We start from the raw sequence: 21634 nt of genomic DNA, 5'->3' as shown, positions 1-21634 counted from the left end.
TTTGACAAACGCCTGTACCGCCGGCCTGGACGTGGGTTTTGCCTCCCTGGATTACCTGCAGATCTTCATCCTGGGCGTGATCCAGGGCATTACCGAGCTGCTGCCGGTGTCGTCCACCGCCCATATGCGCGTGGTCCCCGCCCTGCTCGGCTGGCAGGATCCTGGCTCGGCATTCTCGGCGGCCATGCAGTTGGCGGCGCTGGCGGCGGTGGTCAGTTACTTTTGGCGAGATGTGCGCCAGGTGACCACCGGCAGCATTGGTGCGGTGCGCCGGGGTGACTACAACGACCGCTGGTTCAAGCTGGCGGTGGCGATTGTGCTGGCGACCCTCCCCATCGGCATCGCCGGCCTGGCGCTGTCTTCGACCCTGAACGCCTGCAACTCACCGTTGCGCGGGTTGATGGTGATCGGTATTTCCTGCGTGGTCATGGCCGTGCTGCTGGCGGTGGCTGAAGTGCGCGCACGCCACACCCGCGAGGTGAGCGAGATGCGCCTGCGGGATGCGTTGATCGTGGGGATTGCGCAGATCGGTGCGCTGATTCCAGGGGTTTCGCGGTCCGGTTCTACGTTGACCGCCGCGCTGTTCCTCAACTTCAAGCGTGAGGAAGCCGCGCGGTTCTCCTTCCTGCTCGGCTTGCCCGCCATCGCCCTCGCCGGCCTGAAGGAACTGTGGGTGCTGCTGCACGCCGACATGCCGGCCCATGCCTGGCCGCATTTGCTGTTCGGCCTGGTGGTCGCGAGCCTCTCGGCGTTTTTTGCGATCTGGGGCCTGATGAAGTTCCTGGAGCGGTTCTCCACCTGGCCGTTCGTGATCTATCGCGCGTTGCTGGGGATCTTCCTGATTGTGGCGGTCAGCACCGGGCTGTTGAGCTGATCATGCCTGACTGCTGCGCCATACCTCGCGAATCAACGCCTGCATTTTCAGCGCTTCGGCCCAGCGATTACTGATCTCACGCCCGTCCGCGCCGGTGATCGCATAGGGCGGCGGGCCCAGTTCGCAGGTGAAGGACAGGCTCTGCGGCGTGTCGGGCCGGGCCAGCCAGTCCTCGATCCCGTAGCGCCACCACTGGGTAAAACGCTGTACCCAGGCTTGGTGCTGGGGAAAGTCCAGGGAGACTTGCACCTGCTCGCTGCTGGCGACACGACCGTGAAACCCCCAGCTGTGGCGCAAAATCGTGCGGATATGTGTGTCGTCTTCCGGCGCGCCCGGTTCGGGCAGTTCACGCCCGACCACGTAGTGGGACAGGTCGGCCAGCAGCTTCAAATCCGGCATTTGCGCCAGCAGGTCGAGGGTGAACAGCAGGTCGTTGGTGAGGCGATAACGGTGGGTTTCCAGCAACACCGGAAAGTCCACCTGCTCAGCCAGGCGTTGCCAGCCTTCGATCAACCGGGCCGCCTCGGCTTGGGTGCGCGGGCGTACGTCGGCTTGCAGGGTGAGGTGGTGGCAGCCGTAGCGAGTGATCACATCGAGTGCGGCGGCCAGGTCATCGATCGATTGCGGAAACAGCTGGCCCTCGATCTGCAAGCCTCTTGAGCTAGCCGCCGCGTGCAAACGGGCGACATCGGCAGGTTGCCAGTAATGATCGGTAATGCCGTCAAAACCGGCGGCCTGGATGCGGTCGAGTTGGGTGTCGAGACAGCCGGGTTCGGTCTGCATCGCCCACAGGGATTGGAACACCAGGAATTGGCGCATATCAGCCTCGCAGCAAGAGTTTGAGGGACAGCTCGGGGTTGGCCAGGCTGGCGGTATCGAGCGCAATCCGCGCGCTGATCAGACGCTCGCAGAGCTTGATGTCCTTGGCCACGCTGTTGCCCGGCGCCCAACCGCAGGCGCCTTGCAAGTGCTGATCGCCATCGAGATAGAACAGCAACAGGCCGCCGTTCGGTAATGGGCGGTTGACCACTGTCGGTGTGATCACGCCGACAGTCTGCAAGCCCCAGTCGTACTGATCGGACCAGAAACCAGGCAGCGCCTCGAACGGCACTTCGCGCCCCAGCAGATTCAGCGCCGCATGCCGCCCCTGGGCTTCGGCATTGCGCCAGGTTTCCTGGCGCTGATAGAGACCGTCAAGGTGGAACTCACACACATCACCGGCGGCATAGATGTTCGGCGCGCTGGTGCGCAGGTACGCATCGACACGAATGCCCTGCCCCACCTCCAGCCCTGCTGCCGCCGCCAGTTCGAGATTGGGTTGCATGCCGATGCCGACCACAATCAGGTCACAGGGCAAGCGGTGCCCATCCACCAACAGCACGGCGTCGGCCTGGATGGACTCCAGCGCCACATTCAAACGTACCTCCACACCGTGTTCGCGATGCAGATCCAGCAGCGCCTGGGAGATAACCGGCGGCAGCACACGCCCCGCCAGGCGCGGCCCGGCTTCCAGCACCGTCACTTCACAGCCTAGGCTACGTGCCGTTGCCGCCACTTCCAGGCCGATAAAACCACCACCCACCACCACCAGCCGTGTGCCGGGGCGTAAGGCGCTGCGCAACGCAAGCGCCTCATCGTGAGTGCGCAGGTAAAGCACATTGGCCTGCGCCTGGGGCAAACGTCGCGCCCGGCCGCCCGTGGCCAACAGCAGACCGGCGTAGGGCAACCATTGGCCATCGGCGAGTTGCAGGCGATGCTGCTGCGGTTCCAGATGAGTCACCGGGTTACCGGCAATGTGCTCGATGCCCAGTTCGGCCAGTCGCGCACTGTCGCACAAGCTGTAGCCGGCCAGGTCCGTCGTGCCCTGTAACAGGCCTTTGGACAACGGCGGCCGCTCATAGGGCAAGTGCAGTTCATCGCCTATCAGAATCAAGCGCCCGGTATAACCTTCTTCGCGCAAGGTCAGCGCCGCCCGGCCACCGGCATGACCGGCCCCGACGATAATCAATGGAGCGTTCATCATCAGGCCGTGACCGCGAGCAACACCCGCCCCGCTTCGACCCGCACCGGGTAGGTCTTGAGGTTGACGCACACCGGCGCGCCGAGGGCCTTGCCGGTGCGGTAGTCGAAGCGCCCGTTGTGCTTGGGGCATTCGATCACGTGGTCCATCACCAGGCCATCGGCCAGGTGGATTTTCTCGTGGGTGCACAGGCCGGCGGTGGCGAAAAATTCATTCTCGGCCGAGCGGTACAGCGCGTAGGTGTGCGGGCCGTGGTCGAAGCGCAGCACGTCTTCTTCGTCGATTTCGCCCACGGCGCAGACGTCGATCCATTGATCGTTCATGGTGTTTTCTCTTGTTCTTGGGTGGGGATCAGCCAGCAGCGGTTTCTGCATGCACCGGCGCATGGGCAGCCGAATGAGTGTTCGGGTGAATCGGGCGCTGGATGAAATAGGTCGGGTCGCTGCGCTGCCTCCAGATCGTCGGCAGGATTTCCTTGTACGCCTCGAACAGGTTGGCGTACGGCGGCGGGCAGTCGCTGCGGATCTCTTCGTGCAGTTGCGCAAGGGCGTGGTACGGCACCATCGGGTACATGTGGTGTTCGAGGTGGTAGTTCATGTCCATGTAGATAAAGCGCAGCACGCGGTTCATGTAGATGGTGCGGCAGTTGCTGCGGTGGTCCAGCACGTCTTCGGCTAGGCCCACATGTTGGGTGAGGCCAAAGACGTAGCCGAGCCAGGCGCCGTAGAGGCTCGGCAGGCCAATCAGCATCAGCGGCAGCCAGCTGTGCAGGTACAACGCGGTGCCAATCACCACGACATAAATACCCACCCAGATACGCGCCGCACGAAACACCTTGGGCCATTCGGATTCGGGGATGAAGTCGGCTTCCTGGGCGCTCATCTTGCCGATGGCATGCCGCGCCACACCGCTGAAGGTTTTCCAGGCCAGGGGCAGGTTCAACAGGCTCAGAAACATCATCAACAGGCTCGGCGGACGCGGCTCGACGATCTCCGGGTCGCGGCCGACCACGATGGTATCGGTGTGGTGACGGGCATGGCTCCAGCGCCACACGTGGGGTTCGAAGATGCACATGAAGCTGGCGACCTGATACAACCCATCGTTCATCCAGCGCGTCTTGAACGCGGTGCCGTGGCCGGTTTCGTGCCAGCGCGGGTTGGACGCCGTGCCGTAGAGCACGCCGTAAGCGAGGAAGAACGGCACACAGGCCCAAGTGCCCCAGAACCAGTAGCCGCCAAAGCCAGTGGCAACCAGTGCGATCACCCAGATGGCAGTGTCGAGCAAGGCCGGGCCATCGCGGCGCTGCATCAGTTCTTTCATGCGTTTACGCGAGATGGGCGACTGGTACCAACTGGCCGAGACCAGGCCCTTTTCAGCCGCGCGGGCGGCTTCGGGGCCGGTGAGGCTGTAGTCGCGCCGGGCGGTATGAGCGGTGTGTTCAGGCATTGTTATTGTTCTCCACAAGCGGGTGGTTTCAGGTGCTGTGTGAAACCCACGATAGAGAACGCCTAAATCACCCTCAAGGCCTTGAATCCATTCCCTATCAAGCTATCATCCAGACCCAGCGGGGCTTGATAGTTTTCTATCAAGACGCTCAAGGGGCCTGTCATGAACAACAATAAACGCCCGACCATCGCCACCGTTGCCGCCCAAGCGGGGCTGAGTGTGGCCACCGTCGACCGTGTGTTGAATGCACGTGCGCCGGTCAATCCCGAGACCGCCGAGCAGGTGTTCCAGGCGGCCGAAGCCGTTGGGTATTTTGCTGCGCGGTTGATCGGCCAGCGCATTCGCGAACGCCGGCCCACGTATCGTTTCGGCATCCTGTTGCTGGCGACCGCCCAGGCGTTTTATGCCAGCCTGGCGCAGGCCATCAGCGCCGCCGCCGAGCAGCATGCCGGCGCCAACCTGACGTGCCAGTTCGAGTACATCGTTGATCGCACCCCCGCCGCCATCGTCGCGCAGATCGAACAACTGGCCGTGCAATGCGATGGCCTCGCGGTGGTCAGTTTTGCCCATCCGCTGATCAACGCCTGCCTCAAGCAAATCCGCGAAGCCGGTGTGCCCGTGGTGGCCCTGCTCTCGGATATCCACGAACAGGCCGAAGAACCCTACGTGGGCCAGGACAACCATGTGGTCGGCCGCACCATGGGCTGGCTGCTCGCCCGCACCTGCGGCGCCCGCAAAGGCAGCGTGGGCATCCTGCTCGGCGGCCATCGTTTCCTCGGCCACCAGGCACGGGTCGAAGGCCTGCACAGCTACCTGGCCGAACACGCGCCGGGGCTCAAGCCATTGGAGCCGCTGATCAACCTGGACAACTGCGACATCACCGAAGAAGCCACCCTCGACCTGATCAGCCGCCACAGCGACCTGCGCGGATTGTGCGTGGTGGGCGGTGGCGGTGACGGCATCATCAGCGCCTTGGCGCAGTTGCCCAAGCGTCCGGCGCTGTGTTGCATCCTGCAGGAGTCGACCGAGCTGTCACGCCAGGCGTTGGGCCAGGGGTTGATTGATGTGGTGATGGATTCGCAGCCGGGGCAGACAGCGACGGCGTTGGTGCGGTTGATGGTGGAGTTGCAGAGTGCAGAGGGGTTCGATCCGGTGCGGCAGCGGGTGTATGTGCCACCGCAGATTGTGACATCCGAAAATAGGGGCAACTGAACGTGCTGGTTTTTTTGTGGCGAGCCCGCTCGCCACAGGGGGTTCTTGGCTCTCAGTTGCGACGGAAATCCCCGGCATTCAGGCCAAACCGACTCATCTTGTTGTACAGCCCGCCCCGCGACACGTTGAGTTGCTGCGCGGCCAGGCGGATGTTGCCGCCGGTGCTGTTGAGCGCGGCGACGATGGCGTGCATTTCGTGGCTGCTCAGGTCCTGGGCAGGCGGCGCTTCGTGGGCCCGCAGCGGGGTGCGTTGGCGGCTTTCCAGCGGCAGATCCACCGTTTCGATCCGTGCTCCCATCGCCAGGTTGGTCGCCCGTTCGATGCTGTTTTCCAACTCGCGCACATTGCCCGGCCAGCCATAGGCCGTGAGCAGCGCCAGGGCGTCTGGTGAAAATCCCTGCACCGATTTACGCAGTGAACGAGCGCACCGGACCAGAAAATGCCGCGCCAGCAGCGGAATGTCTTCGCGGCGCATGCGCAGCGGTGGCACGGTCAGGTTCAGTACGTTGAGGCGGTAGTAGAGGTCTTCGCGAAACGCGCCTTGCGCCACGGCCTGGCTGAGGTTGCGGTGGGTGGCTGCGATGATGCGCACGTTCACTGGCCGCGAGTTTTTCGCGCCTACCCGAGTGATTTCACCCTCCTGCAACACCCGCAGCAGGCTGACTTGGGCATCGAAGGACATGTCGCCAATCTCATCGAGGAAGATGGTACCGCCATCCGCCAGTTCGAACTTGCCCGCCGAGCCGCCACGGGTGGCGCCGGTGAACGCGCCTTCGACGTGGCCGAACAGCTCGCTTTGCACCAGGTCCCGTGGAATCGCACCGCAGTTGACCGCCACAAATGGGCCGTTGCAGCGCTCGCTGCCATTGTGGATGGCCTGGGCGAACAGCTCCTTGCCGGTGCCGCTTTCACCGAGGATCAGGGTGGTGGAATCACTGCGACTGGCGATGCGTCCCAAGTGCAGCGCGTCCTGGATCGCCCGCGAGCTGCCCTGGATGGTGTCGAAGGTGTAGCTGGCCTGGGTGCCGATGAGGCGCCGGGTGATTTCGCGAATGCGGCGGTTCTCGCGCAGTGACACGATCACCCCGCCCTGCTCCAGCGGGCACACCGAGACCAGGCAGGCGAGCTGGCTGCGGTCACGCAAGTGGAAGGTGCAGTCGAGGTCGCGCACGGGTTCGCCAAGGGCGTCACTCAGCTCGCTACGGCCGAGTTGCTGGAACGGCCGCCCGATCAACTCCAGCCCGACGCCAAACAGCTGCCGGGCATAGCGGTTGAGCGCCTTGATGCAGCCGCGCTCATCCAGCACCACCAGGCCTTCGTTGAGCACTTCGAGGACGGCCTGCTGTTCTTCCAACAGCCCTTGCAGGGCCATCTGCCGCGATACCGCGTCGGCCGCGGCCTGCACCGTGCCAAGGGTATGGAAGTGAAACCAGCCGGGCTCGGCGGTGAGCGTCAGCATGGCCACGGTCTGGCCCTGGGCATTCTTGATCGGCGCGGCGGCGCAATGCATACGGCGCTGGCGCAGGCCGATGCCGAAGTTCTCCTCGGCCAGCACATACACCAGGTGATCCTCGGCCAGCGCCAGGCCGGTGCAGTTGGTGCCTTGCACCGATTCCAGCAGGCGACTGCCGACGGGGGTGATGTCCAGCCCACAGAAATACAGAGTGGTGCCGTCGGCATCGGTGAGGTTGATATGACCGCGCGGGTTGTAGGCCAGCAAACCATGCATGACTTGCGCGGCCGCCTCGATCAGCACGCGGTGGGTGGCCAGAATGGCGGCCAGCGTGTCAGCGCCAACGAAGCGATAGGCGTTGTCGGCCGGGTCGATACCGGCCTGGACACTGCGCCGCCACGAATCCCAGATCACTTGGCGCACGTGCGTCGGGCGTTCGACCTGGCCGGCCAGGCAGTCGCGCCAGGCCTGTTCCAGTGCGGCAACCGGGCCATCATTCAGTGCAGCAGGCCCCAGGGCCGTGAGGTAGTCGAGGTCTTGCACGCTGAACGCCATGCTCATTGGGCGGTATCCATGTTCATGTTTTTGACATGTCAGTATAGGCATGTCATTAAAATGAACACTTTTTGTTTATAGATAATTATCAATCTTTATTTATCAACGTCTTACAAAATGGCACAGCCCTTGCTCTGACCCCTTTGCCATCAGGACCGTCCTGCGGCCAATAACAACAAGGGGTTATTTCATGAGTACACAGAACATCCGCCTGGGCTTGATCGGTGCCGGACGCATGGGCAGCTTCCACGGGCTCACCGCCGCACGGCATATCCCCGGCGCCAGCCTGGCAGCGATTGCCGACCCCACACCGGGCCAGGCCGCCCGCCTCGCCGCTGAGCTGGGCGTGAGCAAGGTCTACACCGACCCGCAGCAGTTACTCGACGACCCGGACATCGACGGCGTACTCATCGCAGCCCCCGCCCGCAGCCACGCCGAGCTGGTAATCAGCGCCGCCCGCGCCGGCAAGGGCATCTTCTGCGAAAAACCCATGGCCATCACCCTCGAAGAAGCCGACCGCGCCATCGCCGCTGCGGCCGAAGCGCGGGTGCCGCTGCAAGTCGGGTTCAACCGGCGCTTCGCCAAGAGCTTTCGCACCGCGCACCTCGACGTCGCCGCCGGCCGCATCGGCACCCCGCAGCTGCTGCGCTCGCTGACCCGCGACCCGGCGCTGAACAACCCGGCCAAGTCGCCGCAATGGGTGATCTTCCTGGAAACCCTGATCCACGACTTCGACACCCTGCGCTACCTCAACCCTGGCGCCGAGGCGGTGCAGGTCTACGTGATGGCCGACGCTTTGATCGCCCCGGAATACAAAAGCAAAGGCTTCCTCGACACCGCCGTGGTCGCGATCCGCTTCGACAACGGCGCCATCGCCACTGCCGAGGCCAACTTCCAGGCCGTGTATGGCTACGACGTGCGCGGCGAAGTGTTTGGCAGCGCCGGCATGCTGAGCATGGGCAGCCTCAACGATTGCGACCTGGTGCGCTACCTGGCCCAGGGCATCCAGGCCGACACTCAGCGCCTGGACACCGACCTGTTGCGCGACGCCTACATCGCCGAACTCAATCACTTCGTCGACTGCCTTCGCAGCGGCGCCAAACCCCTGGCCAGCGGTGAAGACGCGCGCGCGGCATTGGCGATTGCCCGCGCCTGCATCGAGTCGTTCGAAACCGGCAAGGCGGTGGCCGTATGAGCCCATTCAAGCTGGCTGTCAGCGCGGAAATGGTGTTTCTCGACCTGCCCTTCATCGAACGCGTGAAGCGTATTCATGCGCTGGGCTTCAGTGCCGAAATCTGGAACTGGACAAACAAGGACATCGCCGCCCTGGCGGCTACCGGCGCCGACTTCACCTCCATGACCGGCTACATCAGCGGCACCCTCACCGACCCCGACGGCATCCGCCAACTGCTCGACAGTGCCCGCGAATCCTTAGGGGTGGCCGAGCAATTGAATTGCCCCAGCCTCAACCTGCACGGCACCGGCCTGGGTGACGGCGGCCTGCCCGTGCAGCCCGTGAGCCAGACCACCGGCCGCATGTGGCTGAGCGCCTGCAAGACCCTGGAAAAAATCGCCCGTTTGGGGGAAGACGCCGGCCGGGTGTTCCTGCTGGAAAACCTCAACACAGAAGTTGACCACCCCGGCACCCCCTTCGCCCGCGCCGACGATACCCTGGCGCTGATCGAGGCCGTGGGCAGCCCGCACCTGAAGATGAACCTGGACCTGTACCACGCGCAGATCGGCGAAGGAAACCTGATCGAACTGATCCAGCGCGCCGGCAGCGCTATCGGTGAAATCCAGGTGGCCGACGTGCCGGGACGCAAGGAGCCCGGCACCGGTGAAATTCACTACCCGGCCATCGCCAGGGCCTTGCACGCCATGGGCTACAGCGGCGTGGTCGGCCTGGAAGGCTGGGCCAGCGGCGACAGCGAGCTGGCCTTGGCGCGTTTCCGCCAGGCGTTCACCCTATAACAATAAAAGGATCACCCTTATGAATCGCTATTCGTTGTTTGCTGCCACCTTGTTGCTGCTGTTCAGCCAATGGACGTTCGCGGCTTATCGCATCGGCGTGAGCATTGCCCGGGTCGACGACAACTTCATGACCTACGTGCGCACCGGCCTGGAAGCGGCCGCCAAGCAGCAGGATGTGCAGATCCAGTTCGAAGACGCCCAAGGCGATGTGGTGCGCCAGCTCAATCAGGTCGAAGGCTTCCTCAACCAGAAGGTTGACGCGGTGATCGTACTGCCGGTGGACACCGCCGCCACCGCCAACATGACTCGCGCCGCCGTAGCCGCCAAGACGCCGCTGGTGTACGTCAACCGCCATCCGGACGAGCGCACATTGCCCAAAGGCGTGGTCACCGTGGCCTCCAACGACATCGAGGCCGGGCAGTTGCAGATGCGCTACCTGGCGGAAAAACTCGGCGGCAAGGGCAATGTGGCGATCATCATGGGCGACCTTGCACAGAACGCCACCCATGACCGCACCGAGGGCGCCAAACAGGTGCTCAAGGACTTTCCGGGGATCAAGGTGGTCGAGCAGCAAAGTGCCGAATGGCAACGCAGCAAGGGCATGGACCTGACCAGCAACTGGCTGCTGGCGGGCACGCAGTTCGACGCCATCGTGGCCAATAACGATGAAATGGCGATTGGCGCGGCCATGGCGTTACAGCAGGCAGGGAAAGCCAAGGGTGACGTAGCGATTGTCGGCATCGATGGCTTGCCCGATGGGCTGGCGGCGATCAAGCGGGGGTTGCTGACGGCGTCGGTGTTCCAAGACCCGAAAGCCCAGGCGACCCAAGCAGTGCAAGCGGCGGTGCGGATGATCAAGGGCGAGGCGATTGAGCCGGAGGTATGGGTGCCGTTTGAATTGATCAAGCCGGAGCAGGTGGCGGTGTTTGAGCAGCGCTACAAATAGAGTGAAATACAACAATCCAAATGTGGGAGCGGGCTTGCTCGCGAATACGGAGTGTCAGTCAACAGATTTATTGGCTGATCCACCGCATTCGCGAGCAAGCCCGCTCCCACATTTCTTACAGCGTCAGGCCTTTAGTCCAGGTCGCTGGCGTTATGGCGCTCGGCCAATTGCTCATGGGGCTCACCGGACACCCGATTCACCCGCCGGCCGCGCTGCACCGCCGGCCGTGCCTCGATGGCCTCCGCCCAGCGCAACACGTGCGTGTACTCATGCACCGACAAGAACTCCGCCGCGCCATACAGACGACCTTTGACCAACCCGCCATACCACGGCCAGATAGCGATATCGGCGATGGTGTATTCATCACCCGCAATGTACTCGCTCACCGCCAGGCGCTGGTCGAGTACGTCCAACTGACGCTTGGTTTCCATGGCAAAGCGGTTGATCGCGTACTCCATCTTGCTCGGCGCGTAGGCATAAAAATGCCCGAAACCACCGCCCAGGTAGGGCGCGCTGCCCATCTGCCAGAACAGCCACGACAGGCATTCGGCACGGGCCGCAGGCTCGGTGGGGAAGAACGCGCCGAACTTCTCGGCCAGGTACTGCAGGATCGCGCCCGACTCGAATACGCGAATGGGCGTGGTGCCGCTGCGATCCAGCAGAGCCGGGATCTTGGAGTTCGGGTTCACCCCCACAAAACCGCTGCCGAACTGGTCGCCGTCGCCGATCTTGATCAGCCAGGCGTCATATTCCGCACCGCTGTGACCCAGCGCCAGCAGCTCCTCCAGCAGGATCGTGACCTTCTGGCCATTAGGCGTGGCCAGGGAATACAGCTGCAGCGGGTGCTTGCCCACCGGCAAGTCTTTTTCGTGGGTGGCACCGGCAATCGGGCGATTGATGCTGGCGAAGGTGCCGCCATTTTCGGTGTCCCAGGTCCACACTTTCGGGGGTACATAATCGGTCATGCTGACGGCTCCAGAGGCGTTTTCGATCCCAGACTAAACCAAAGGTTGATGGCTCGTCACACAGTGAATGCCACCGCCCCCCGCTGCAATCGCATCGATATTCAGTGCGACCACCTTACGGTCCGGGTAGAGCCGGGCCAGCAGGTCCAGCGCCTTGCGGTCCGCCACCGGGTCGCCGAACTCCGGGGCGATCACCGCACCGTTTATCACGAAGTAATTGATGTAGCCCGCCGCAAAATCCGGATTGCCCTTGCTGAACTTGCTTTTACGCGGGTTGAGCGGCGGCGACACCGTGTGCACCTGTAAAGGCCGGCCGTCGGCATCAGTAGCCTTTTTGAGAATCTCCAGGTGCGCCAGGGTGACCTTGTGATCATAGGATTCAGGGTCGGTATCGAGGTTGGCCAGCACCACGCCAGGCGCGACGAAACGCGCGTAGAAATCGACATGGGCATCGGTGATGTCTTTGCCCTTGATGCCCGGCAGCCAGATGATCTTGCGCAGGCCCAGGCGTTCCTTGAGTTCGGCCTCGACCTCGGCCTTGCTCCAGTCCGGGTTGCGATTGCGGTTGATCCAGCTGCTTTCGGTCATGATGCCGGTGCCGAGGCCATCGACCTCAATCCCGCCACCCTCGCCCACCAATTCGCTGCGGATAGGCCGGGCGCCGGTTGCTTCGGCGATCTGGGCCGCCAGCAGCGCGTCATCGTCGTGCTGCTGCTTGTTGCCCCAGCCATTGAAGTTGAAGTCCACCGCGCCCAGGCCGCCGCTGCCGTCGATGACGAAGTTGGCGCCGGTGTCGCGCATCCAGATGTCATCCAGCTCGGTTTCCACGAAGGTGATGTTGCGGGTGCCGCAGTGTTTTTCCGCAAGATGGTGTTCGTCTTCACGGCAGAACACGGTGACCGGTTCGTGATCAGCAATCGCCCTGGCGATACGGCCCAAAGCGGCCTGCACGTCGGCGGTAAAGTCTTCCCAGATGGCGTCCTGGGCGCCAAAGGCAATGAAGGCCTGACGGTGTTTTTCGCCCTCGTCGGGCATGTAGAAACCGCCGCGGGTGGCGGCGCGTAGATGCGGGGCGATCAAGGTCATGGCGCAGACCACACTGGCTTGTTTGATGAAGGTGCGACGGGTTGGCATGGGGTTCTCTTGCCTAAGGTTCGGATTGAATGGAGTTCATTGTGATGAAGAGCGTTTTGTGGCGAGGGGGCTTGTCCCCCGTTGGGCTGCGCAGCGGCCCCAAAAAAAGCGGGAGCGCTACGCACTCCAACGGGGGACAAGCCCCCTCGCCACAAAAGCCCCTCAGCTACATGGTTTTGAATTTAGTCCATACACGCATTCGTGCGCGCATATCGGCCTGGGGGATGTCCTTGCCGGCGATCAACCGTTCGAAGGTGGCAGCGTCCGGGTAGATGTCCGGGTTATCGCGCATGCTTGCCTCCACGTCCGGCCGCGCCTTGGCGTTCGCCGTGGGGTAGCCGGTGAGGTTGGTGATGGCCGCCATGTTTTGCGGGCGCATCACGAAGTTGATGAAGGCGTAAGCGTATTCCGGGTGCTGGGCGTCGACCGGGATGGCCATGGTGTCCATCCACACCGTAGTGCCTTCGCGGGGGATGTGATAACCGAAGGTCACCGCTTTGCCCGCGGCATCGGCGGCGCGCTGGGCCTGGGTCATGTCGCCGCTGTAGCCGAGGGACAGGCACAGGTTGCCATTGACCAGGTCGGTCACCGGTTGCGACTGGAACTTGCGGATGTACGGGCGCACCTTGAGCAATAGATCGCTGGCCGCCGCCAGGTCTTCACGCTTGGCGCTGCGCGGGTCGCGGCCCAGGTAGTTGAGCACCACGGCGAGTACTTCGTCCGGCGAGTCGATCAGCGAGATGCCGCAATCGGCGAATTTCGCCGCGTTCTCCGGCTTGAACAACAGGTCGAGGCTGTTAACCGGCGCATTTGGCATACGCTGCTGGATCTGCTGGGTGTTGTAGGTCAGGCCGATCGTGCCCCAAGTGTAGGGCACCGTGGCTTTGTTCGAATTGACGTAGTGGGTGCGCAGTTTCTGCAGCCCCGGCTCGATGTCGCTCATGGCGCTGAGCTTGGCGGGGTCCAGTGCTTGCAGACTGCCGGCGCGCATCAGGCGTTCGGCCACGGTATCGCCGGGGAAGATCAGGTCGTAGCCGCTGCCGCCGGCCATCAACTTGGCTTCCAGGGTTTCGCTGCCATCCATCACGTCGTAGATCACCCGGATCCCGGTCTCGGCGGTGAACCTGGACAAGGTGTCGGCAGCGAAATAATCGGCCCAGTTGTAGAGCTTGAGGGTTTTGTCCTCAGCCAAGGCGCAGACACTCGTCATGATCAGCGCACAACTCAATAGCCGCTTCATGATGGACGCCCATCCAGGGTCAGCAGTCCGCTGTACATCTCCGGGCGACGGTCGCGATAGATGCCCCAGGTCAGGCGGTCTTCGCGCATGGCGGACAGATCGAGGCTGCGCAGCAGCACGCCGGTGGAGTCGCGATCCGCTTCAGCCAGCAGCTTGCCCTTGTGGTCGCAGATGAACGATGAGCCGTAGAAGTCCATTTGCAGGTCCGGATCAGTGGTCGCCACTTCACGCCCGACGCGATTGGCCGCCACCACCGGCAACAGGTTTGCTGCCGCGTGGCCGCGCATGGTCATCTGCCAATGGTCCCGCGAATCGAGCGTGGCACAACCGGGTTCCGAGCCGATGGCGGTGGGAAACAGCAGCACTTCGGCGCCTTGCAACGCCAGGCAGCGCGCGGTCTCCGGGAACCACTGGTCCCAGCAGATGCCCACGCCCAGGCGCCCGAAGACCGTCTCCCAGACGCGAAAACCTGTGTCGCCGGGGCTGAAATATTCCTTCTCCTGATAGCCGATGGCGTTCGGGATATGGGTCTTGCGGTACACGCCGAGCAAGCGCCCGTCGGCATCCGCCACGCTGAGGGAATTGAAGAATGCATTGCCGGCCTTTTCGAACCAACTCAGCGGCAGTACCACGCCCAACTCCTTGGCCAGTGCGGCGAAGCGTTTGAGCACGTGACTGTGCTGATAGTCCTCGGCCAGCGCCAAGTGCTTGTGGTGCTGCTCGATGCAGAAATACGGCGTGGCAAACAGTTCCTGCAACAGAATGACCTGCGCGCCCTGCGCCGCCGCGTCTCGCACCAGTTGCTCGGCACGGTCGAGGTTGCCCTGCAGGTCCCAGGTGCAGGGCATTTGGGTAGTGGCAATGGTCAGAATACTCATGGCTTCACCCACGCTGGCTGTTGCTGGGTGATGCAGTGCACGCCGCCGCCGCCATGGGCCAGGTGGTTGATCTGCACCGGTACGATCTCGCGACCAGGAAACGCCTGGGCCAGGACTTCTGCCGCGACATGATCGGCTGCAATGCCATAGGCCGGCATGATGATTGCGCCGTTGGCAATGTAGAAGTTGGTGTAGGAGGCGCAGAACACCTCGGCGTCGGTGTCGACCGCATCAGTGGCTTCATACAGCTCGATCAGCTCGAAATGGCGGCCTCGGGCGTCGGTGGCGAGTTCCAGGGCGCGACGGTTTTCGCGCACCACTTCGGCGTATACAGAGCTTTGATCCAGAGTCGCATCGACCAGCAACACGCCAGGACGGGCAAATGCGCAGACACCATCAACATGCCCGTCAGTCATGTCGCCCGTGACGTAGTCCGGGTCGCCGGGCAACCAAATGGTCTTCTTGATGCCCAGCAGGCGCGTGAAGATGGCTTCCATCTCGGCCTTGCTCACGCCGGGGTTGCGGTTGGGGTTTAGCAGCACCGATTCGGTGGTGATCAGCGTGCCCTCGCCGTCCACATGGATCGCGCCGCCTTCATTGCTCAGGGGCGTGCCGAAACATTCCAGCCCCAGGTGATTGAGCACCCGACGTGCCAGGCTTTCGTCCAAATCATGGGCCGACTTGCCACCCCAGGCATTGAAGCGCCAGCTCACACCGGCCGTGCCCAGCTGCGGATGGCAGACAAAGGTCGGGCCGGAATCGCGGCACCAGCTGTCGTTGACGGCCTGTTCGATGAGCTCGATGCCCGGCCCGCACAGCGCCTTGGCGCCCGCCACGGCAGACGGATCAACCAGCATTTTCACCGGTTCGAAGCGTGCGATCGCATTGGCTACCCGTGCAAAATCCTGCTGCACGTGCGCCAGGGTCACGCCCCACGTGGTTTCCCACAAGGCCCGATTGTGCGGCCAGACCATCCACGTCGCCGCATGCCGGGCCCACTCCGCAGGCATCCACCAACCATTGCTTTGCATTGCATTCTGCTGCATGACAAGTACCCTTCAGTTAAGTCATTGTGTTCAGTGAAAACTGCCCACGGAGTCTTGACACACATGCTATGGCAGCTTGCAAAGCCGGACAAACGATGGATTTTGTAGAAAACTGATTAGAGGAACTTATCAGCATGCTCAACCACTGGCCGCCCCTCGGCACCCTGCGCGGCTTTGAAGCTGCGGCGCGACTGGGCAGTTTCCACAAGGCCGCCGAAGAACTGCACCTGACCCAATCGGCGATCAGCCAGCAGATCCGCAGCCTGGAGGCATACCTGGAACAGCCGCTGTTTTTCCGCAGCGGACGCAGCGTGAGCCTGACCGACGCGGGCCATGACTTCCTCAGCACCACCCAAGCGCTGCTGCAGCAACTGGCGGTGGGCGTGCGGCGCCTGGGGCAGTACCGCAAGCCCAATCAACTGGTGCTCAACACCACGCCGACCTTTGCCCGGCACTGGCTGTTGCCACGGCTCGCGGATTTCCGCCAGCAACACCCGGAAGTCGACCTGTGGATCTTCAGCACCGACGAAGTGCCCGACATGGCCAGCCAGACCATCGACCTGGCCGTGCGCGACGACATCAGCTCCCAGGCCGAATGCAGCTTCAAGGTGCTGCACGCCGACCGGCTGTTTCCCGCCTGCCACCCACGGCTGTTGAAGCTGCCCCTGGCACAACGCACCACCCTCCACGGTGAACGGGAAATGGACTGGAGCCATTGGGCGGTGGAAGCCGGGATTGATGTGGGGCAGCAGGACCAGGGCCTGAATTTCTCCGACCCCGGCCTGTTGCTCGATGCCGTATGTACCGGCCTGGGAATTGGTTTGGTCAGCCAGTTGCTGAGCCGTCAGGCGCAAACCGACGGGTTGCTCACGCCATTGGTCGACGCGACGATTCGCGGGCCGAGCTGGGCGCTGCTGACCCATCGCGACAGCGAGCAGGATCCGCTGGCGCGCAGTTTCACGGCGTGGTTGCTGAGCCACCTGGAGACCTAGTTCAAAGGTGCAGCGCCACGCCCATACCTGCCTCGGTGCGTGGCACCTGCACTCGCAGCGCAATCAACAAGGCGGCCAACAGCATCAGTACACCCGCGCCCAGAAACACGCCGCTGATGCCACTGAGACTGAACATCGCTCCTCCACCGGCCGCGCCCGCCGCAATGGCTGATTGCACGGACGCCACCACCATGCCACCGGCACTTTCAGCTTGATCCGGCACGGCGCGGGCCACCCAGTTCGACCACGCCACGGGCACCCCGCCAAACGCCATGCCCCACAGCGCCAGCAGCAATGCCTGGCCTGGCAGGGAGGCCGGCAGCAACACCAAGGCGAGCGCCGCAACGCCAACCAATACCGGCATCAGCACCAACGTGCCACGTGGATAACGCACCAGCATCCAACCGGCCAGCAGCGTACCGATGAAGTTGGCTGCGCCGAACCCCAGCAGCATCAACGCCAGCCCTTCTGTCCCCACCCCCGTGGTGCTTTCCAGGAAAGGCCGGATGTAAGTGAACAGCGCAAAGTGCCCGGTGTGCACCAGCACGCAGCCAAACATGCCGATGGCGATGCCCGGACGCAGCAGCACGTCCAGTACCGTGCGCAGACGTGCGGTGCCCGTGGGCGCCAGGCGTGGCAGCGTGAACAGTTGGAACGCCAGCGTCACGCCACCAACAGCCGCGGCGGCAATGAACGCACTGCGCCAGCCATACAGACCACCGAGGTAGCTGCCCAGCGGCACGGCGACCACCGTGCCCACCGCAATACCACTGAAGATGATCGACAGCGCTCGGGGCAGCAGCGCCGCCGGCACCAGGCGCATCGCCACGGCGGCTGCCATGCTCCAGAAACCGCCCAGGGCGACGCCCAGCAGGATGCGCATCAGCAGCAGCACCGCCAGGCTTGAAGAGAACGCCACCAACAGGTTTGAGGCAATCATGAGCAGGGAGAAACCCAGCAGCACCACGCGTCGGTCGATCCCACGCGTGAGGCCGGGCACCGGCAGCCCGGCGAACAACGCCACCACTGCCGTCACCGTCACGGCCTGGCCAGCGAGCGCCTCGGACACGCCCAGGTCCAGCGCCATTGGCGTCAACAAGCTGGCCGGCAGGTACTCCGCCGTCAACAAGCCAAACACCCCCATGGCCAGGGAAAACACCGCCATCCAGGCGGGCGCATCGGGCGCCACTTGGGCAGGGTGAGCGGTTTGGACTACATAATCATTCATCACACAACATCCTCGGGAAATTAGCGCGACGGCCAGTCTAGGTTCGCCCATCCGGATGATCTATGATGCAGACCCTTGAGTTTTTGACCAAAACCCCGAATATGACTGCAATGGCCCCTTTCAATCAGTCCTCCGACCTCATCGACGAACTGCTGCGCGGCATGCGCCTGAGTGGGGTGCAGTACCGGCGCATCCAGGCCGGACCGAGCTTCGGCATGGGCTTTGCGGCCAAACCCGGACATGCCTACTTCCACTTCCTGGCCGCAGGCACGGCCACCCTGAAAACCGACGACGGTGGCCTGTTTGAATTGTCGGCAGGCAATGCCGTGTTCATCTCCCACGGCGGCGCCCATGCGCTGTCCTCCGATGCGGACAGGCCTGTGCAGGACATTGACGGCTTTGCCGCGACCGCGTTGGGCGATACCGTCTGCGCCGTGGATGCGTCCCCTGATACGCCCCCCAGCACCTTGCTGTTCAGCGCCTGCATGGCGTTCGAACTCGGCAGTCTCCAGGGGCTCGGTAGCCTGATGCCGGCCTTGATGCTGATCGATGCCCAGGGCCAGCGTTACCCCGGCCTGATGCCGATCCTGGCGGTGATGGAGCGTGAAGTGTCCGCTGCCCGCATCGGCTACTGCGGCATCCTCGCGCGCCTGGCCGATGTGGTCGCCGCCATGATCGTGCGGGGCTGGGTGGAATGTGCCTGCGGGAATGCATCGGGATTGGTGGCGGCGCTGCGCGACACGCGATTGGCCGGTGCCCTGCTCGTCCTGCACCAGCAACCTGGCCGCGATTGGAGCGTGGCCGAATTGGCGGCGCACTGTCACACCTCCCGTTCGGTGTTCGCCGAGCGCTTCCAGGCCACCCTGGGCATCCCGCCCCTGCGCTACGTGACGCAATTGCGCATGCGCCTGGCCAGCCAATGGCTGACCCTGGAGCGTTTGCCTATCGAGGCAGTGGCGCTGCGCCTGGGCTATACCTCTCAGGCAGCGTTCAGCCGTGCGTTCAAGCGTATTACCGGCCAACCCCCTGGGGCCAGCCGTCAGCGCGGCAGGAGCCCAACATGAACGACCGCCTCGAAGACATCCTGGCCGATCACCTGAACGTGGTGTTCTGCGGCATCAACCCCGGCAAAGGCTCCGCCGCACTGGGCCTGCACTTTGCCAATCGCAGCAACCGTTTCTGGCGCACCTTGCACCTGGCCGGTTTCACGCCGCATGAGATACGTCCCGAGGACGGCCCTACACTGCCGCACTATGGCTGCGGCCTGACCACGGTCGTAGAACGGCCCACGGCCAGCGCCGGAGAACTGGCCCGGCATGAGTTCACGGATGCCGCAGCGGCGTTCGAACACAAGATCCGACGCTATCAGCCACGCTTCGTGGCCTTTCTCGGCAAGGCCGGTTATAGCGCGTTGTCGGGCCAGCGCCAGGTTGATTGGGGATTACAGCCGCAGTTGCTGGGCGGCGCGTCCGTGTGGGTATTACCCAACCCCAGCGGGCGCAACCTGGCGTTCAGCCTGGAACAGCTTGTGAATGCCTACCGCGAGCTGTGCCTGGCTTGCCAAACACCTACACCCAGCCGCCATCCACAATAAAGTTCTGCGCCGAACACATCGCCGAGGCATCGGAGGCGAGAAACAACGCCATATTGGCGATGTGTTCCGGCAGCACACTGCCCGGCAGGCACTGGCTGCGGCTGATCAGCTCTTTAGCCGCATCGTCGACCCACATCGCCAATTGTTTTTCCGTCATCACCCACCCCGGCACCAGCGTATTCACACGGATCCGGCTCGGTCCCAGTTCCCGGGCCAGGGCGCGGGTCATGCCGTGGGCGGCGGCCTTGCTGGCGGCGTACACCGGGTAGCCGGCGGAGGCCATCATCCAGCCAACTGAACCGAGGTTGATGATCGCCCCGCCGCCCGCGCTTTTCATCATCGGCACCACCGCCTTGGCGGCGAAGAAGGCGTGCTTGAGGTTGACGGAAATCAGCCGATCGAACATTTCCGAGTCGACCTCTTCCAAGGTGTGGCGCACGTCATTGGCGGCGTTGTTCACCAGCACGGTGATCGGCCCCAGGGAGTGTTCGAAACGCGTGATGGCGGCCTTGTAGGCGATCTCATCAGTGATGTCGCAATTTACGAATTCAACCGTGTGCCCGCGCAAACTCAGCAGCGCCGCCAAGCGTTCGCCCTGGCTTTGAGCGCGGTCGACAAAGCCGACCTTGGCACCTTGCGCTGCAAAGGCGCGCACCATGAATTCGCCAATGCCCGAAGCGCCTCCGGAGATCAGGACCGTCTTACCTTCGAGGTCGGGGTAAACAGCGTGCTGGGTCGTCATGAAAGCTTGCCTCGCTCAATTAGTCTTATTTTATTTTGCAAAAATGGCGTTAAAGGCTATAAATTCGCTGCTCTATCGACAAAATATCGCACATTAGTAGAACTATTCCACTCAAAACAACAAAAGGAAGTTCGATCATGAAGCACCCTCGATACCTGCTGTCGGGCCTGGCGATGTCCATGCTGATCGCCAGCGGCGGCACCCAGGCCGCAGGCCTCACCAGCGAACACAAACCTTTCGGTAAAACCAACGACGGCATCGCCGTCGAACAGTACATCCTGCGCAACAGCCACGGCATGCAAGCCACGGTCATCACCTACGGCGGCGTGTTGCAATCGCTCAAGGTGCCGGACAAACACGGCAAGGTCGAGGACGTGGTGCTAGGCTTCGACGACGTGCAGGGCTATCAAAGCGGCAACGCATTTTTCGGCGCGACCATCGGGCGCTTCGGCAATCGCCTGGCCGGTGGCGCTTTTGAGCTCGACGGCAAGCGCTACCAGGTGCCGCTCAACGACGGCCCCAATTCGCTGCATGGCGGCGCCCAGGGCTTCGACAAGCACGTATGGAAAGCCACGCCCGTCAAGGCCAAGGACTCGGTGGGCGTGACCCTCACCTACCTGTCCAAGGACGGTGAAATGGGCTTCCCCGGCAACCTGAAGACCGAGGTCACCTACCGCCTCAACGACAACAACGAACTGCACATCGACTACAAGGCCACCACCGACAAACCCACGGTGCTCAACCTCACCAACCACAGCTACTTCAACCTGGCCGGCGCGGGCAATGGCGACATCCTCAAGCAGGTTGCCACGTTGCACGCCAGCCATTACACGCCGGTGAATGCCACCCTGATCCCTACCGGCGAACTGGCACCCGTCATGGGCACGCCGATGGACTTCCTGAAACCGACACCCATCGGCCAGCACATCAAGGAGGATCACCCGCAGCTCAAGTTTGCCGAGCCGAAACAGGGTGGGTTTGACTTCAACTGGGCGCTGGATAACAAAGGTGATGTGAAGCAGCTTGCGGCCGAGGTGCATGATCCTGAGTCGGGGCGGCGCTTGCAGCTGTTTACCACCGAACCTGGGGTGCAGTTTTATACCAGCAACTTCCTGGATGGGTCGGTGAAGGGCAAGGCTGGGAAGACCTATCAGCACTGGAGCGGGTTTACGCTGGAGACCCAGCATTTCCCGGATGCGCCTAACCAGCCGACGTTTGCCTCTACGCGCCTGAACCCAGGTCAGACCTATACCCAGAACACAATCTTCAAATTCACCACCGACTGATCTGACCTAAACCCGCTTCGGTTAACGAGGCGGGTCCGTTGTTTGTGGCTAG

The 21634-nt window shown here is 63.0% G+C and carries 21 protein-coding genes; 9 read left to right on the top strand and 12 right to left on the bottom strand.

The genetic code is table 11. The annotated features are described in order from the left end of the window. Position 1: 1 nt before the first annotated feature. Entirely contained in the window at positions 2 to 874 is an 873-nt protein-coding gene (locus tag H096_RS31755; protein ID WP_033903175.1) for an undecaprenyl-diphosphate phosphatase, read from the top strand. Here the strand turns inward: H096_RS31755 and H096_RS31750 are convergent, their stop codons facing one another. The 4 genes from H096_RS31750 to H096_RS31735 are packed head-to-tail and all read right to left on the bottom strand — an operon-like array spanning position 875 to position 4340. Continuing rightward, positions 875 to 1693: a xylose isomerase gene (locus tag H096_RS31750; protein WP_033903174.1), complete on the bottom strand. Its 819-nt coding sequence runs from the start codon at positions 1691 to 1693 to the stop codon at positions 875 to 877. Position 1694: 1 nt separating this feature from the next. Then, the gene (locus tag H096_RS31745) at positions 1695 to 2894 is read right to left on the bottom strand and encodes an FAD-dependent oxidoreductase (protein ID WP_033903173.1); all 1200 of its coding nucleotides are present in this window, start codon (positions 2892 to 2894) and stop codon (positions 1695 to 1697) included. 2 nt (positions 2895 to 2896) lie between these two features. Continuing rightward, entirely contained in the window at positions 2897 to 3217 is a 321-nt protein-coding gene (locus H096_RS31740; RefSeq protein ID WP_028619741.1) for a MocE family 2Fe-2S type ferredoxin, read from the bottom strand. 28 nt (positions 3218 to 3245) lie between these two features. Further along, a complete protein-coding gene (locus H096_RS31735) occupies positions 3246 to 4340 on the bottom strand; it encodes a fatty acid desaturase family protein (protein ID WP_033903172.1) in 1095 nt (364 codons plus the stop codon). Between the two features lie 162 nt (positions 4341 to 4502). Between H096_RS31735 and H096_RS31730 the strand changes: the two genes are divergently transcribed. After that, on the top strand, positions 4503 to 5552 hold the full coding sequence (locus tag H096_RS31730; protein ID WP_033903171.1) for a LacI family DNA-binding transcriptional regulator: 1050 nt from the start codon (positions 4503 to 4505) through the stop codon (positions 5550 to 5552). A 52-nt stretch (positions 5553 to 5604) separates the two neighbouring features. Here the strand turns inward: H096_RS31730 and H096_RS31725 are convergent, their stop codons facing one another. Next, complete coding sequence (locus H096_RS31725) at positions 5605 to 7566, bottom strand: sigma-54-dependent Fis family transcriptional regulator (RefSeq protein ID WP_033903170.1); 1962 nt, start codon at positions 7564 to 7566, stop codon at positions 5605 to 5607. Positions 7567 to 7750: 184 nt separating this feature from the next. Between H096_RS31725 and H096_RS31720 the strand changes: the two genes are divergently transcribed. Genes H096_RS31720 through H096_RS31710 form a run of 3 tightly spaced genes read left to right on the top strand, consistent with a single transcriptional unit; the run spans position 7751 to position 10477 of the window. Further along, the gene (locus H096_RS31720) at positions 7751 to 8755 is read left to right on the top strand and encodes a Gfo/Idh/MocA family oxidoreductase (protein WP_033903169.1); all 1005 of its coding nucleotides are present in this window, start codon (positions 7751 to 7753) and stop codon (positions 8753 to 8755) included. Then, positions 8752 to 9531, top strand: coding sequence for a TIM barrel protein (locus H096_RS31715; protein WP_033903168.1), 780 nt, complete (start codon positions 8752 to 8754; stop codon positions 9529 to 9531). The genes H096_RS31720 and H096_RS31715 overlap by 4 nt, the downstream gene beginning before the upstream one ends. 19 nt (positions 9532 to 9550) lie before the next feature. Then, the gene (locus tag H096_RS31710; RefSeq protein WP_033903167.1) at positions 9551 to 10477 is read left to right on the top strand and encodes a sugar ABC transporter substrate-binding protein; all 927 of its coding nucleotides are present in this window, start codon (positions 9551 to 9553) and stop codon (positions 10475 to 10477) included. A gap of 131 nt (positions 10478 to 10608) precedes the next feature. On the opposite strand, the gene yghU is transcribed toward H096_RS31710, so the two are convergent. From yghU to H096_RS31685, 5 genes are all read right to left on the bottom strand, one after another. Further along, positions 10609 to 11442 (bottom strand): glutathione-dependent disulfide-bond oxidoreductase, encoded by an 834-nt coding sequence (gene yghU / locus H096_RS31705; RefSeq protein WP_033903166.1) that lies wholly within the window; start codon positions 11440 to 11442, stop codon positions 10609 to 10611. Positions 11443 to 11475: 33 nt separating this feature from the next. Continuing rightward, positions 11476 to 12576: an agmatine deiminase family protein gene (locus H096_RS31700; protein ID WP_033903165.1), complete on the bottom strand. Its 1101-nt coding sequence runs from the start codon at positions 12574 to 12576 to the stop codon at positions 11476 to 11478. Positions 12577 to 12742: 166 nt separating this feature from the next. After that, positions 12743 to 13816, bottom strand: a complete 1074-nt coding sequence (locus H096_RS31695) for an extracellular solute-binding protein (protein WP_033903164.1) — start codon at positions 13814 to 13816, stop codon at positions 12743 to 12745. Further along, positions 13813 to 14694, bottom strand: a complete 882-nt coding sequence (gene aguB, locus H096_RS31690) for an N-carbamoylputrescine amidase (RefSeq protein WP_033903163.1) — start codon at positions 14692 to 14694, stop codon at positions 13813 to 13815. The genes H096_RS31695 and aguB overlap by 4 nt, the downstream gene beginning before the upstream one ends. Continuing rightward, the gene (locus H096_RS31685; protein WP_033903162.1) at positions 14691 to 15740 is read right to left on the bottom strand and encodes an agmatine deiminase family protein; all 1050 of its coding nucleotides are present in this window, start codon (positions 15738 to 15740) and stop codon (positions 14691 to 14693) included. Before H096_RS31685 ends, aguB begins: the two co-directional genes overlap by 4 nt. A 134-nt stretch (positions 15741 to 15874) precedes the next feature. Between H096_RS31685 and H096_RS31680 the strand changes: the two genes are divergently transcribed. After that, positions 15875 to 16732, top strand: coding sequence for a LysR substrate-binding domain-containing protein (locus H096_RS31680; RefSeq protein ID WP_033903161.1), 858 nt, complete (start codon positions 15875 to 15877; stop codon positions 16730 to 16732). 1 nt (position 16733) lies between these two features. Here the strand turns inward: H096_RS31680 and H096_RS31675 are convergent, their stop codons facing one another. Next, positions 16734 to 17960, bottom strand: coding sequence for an MFS transporter (locus H096_RS31675; protein WP_033903160.1), 1227 nt, complete (start codon positions 17958 to 17960; stop codon positions 16734 to 16736). Positions 17961 to 18025: 65 nt separating this feature from the next. On the opposite strand from H096_RS31675, the gene H096_RS31670 reads away from it, so the two are divergent. Together H096_RS31670 and mug are read left to right on the top strand one after the other, a co-directional pair. Then, entirely contained in the window at positions 18026 to 19024 is a 999-nt protein-coding gene (locus H096_RS31670) for an AraC family transcriptional regulator (protein WP_051422273.1), read from the top strand. Next, a complete protein-coding gene (mug, locus tag H096_RS31665) occupies positions 19021 to 19554 on the top strand; it encodes a G/U mismatch-specific DNA glycosylase (protein ID WP_033903159.1) in 534 nt (177 codons plus the stop codon). The genes H096_RS31670 and mug overlap by 4 nt, the downstream gene beginning before the upstream one ends. On the opposite strand, the gene H096_RS31660 is transcribed toward mug, so the two are convergent. Continuing rightward, a complete protein-coding gene (locus H096_RS31660) occupies positions 19529 to 20296 on the bottom strand; it encodes an SDR family oxidoreductase (protein ID WP_033903158.1) in 768 nt (255 codons plus the stop codon). The genes mug and H096_RS31660 overlap by 26 nt on opposite strands. A gap of 137 nt (positions 20297 to 20433) precedes the next feature. On the opposite strand from H096_RS31660, the gene H096_RS31655 reads away from it, so the two are divergent. Continuing rightward, positions 20434 to 21582, top strand: coding sequence for an aldose epimerase family protein (locus H096_RS31655; RefSeq protein WP_033903157.1), 1149 nt, complete (start codon positions 20434 to 20436; stop codon positions 21580 to 21582). Positions 21583 to 21634 lie beyond the last annotated feature (52 nt).

The organism is Pseudomonas sp. FH1, from assembly GCF_000510895.2.
Lineage (GTDB): Bacteria > Pseudomonadota > Gammaproteobacteria > Pseudomonadales > Pseudomonadaceae > Aquipseudomonas > Aquipseudomonas azotoformans_A.
The sequence above is the reverse complement of the archived record's forward strand: the minus strand, read 5'-3'. Positions and strand labels throughout refer to the sequence as shown.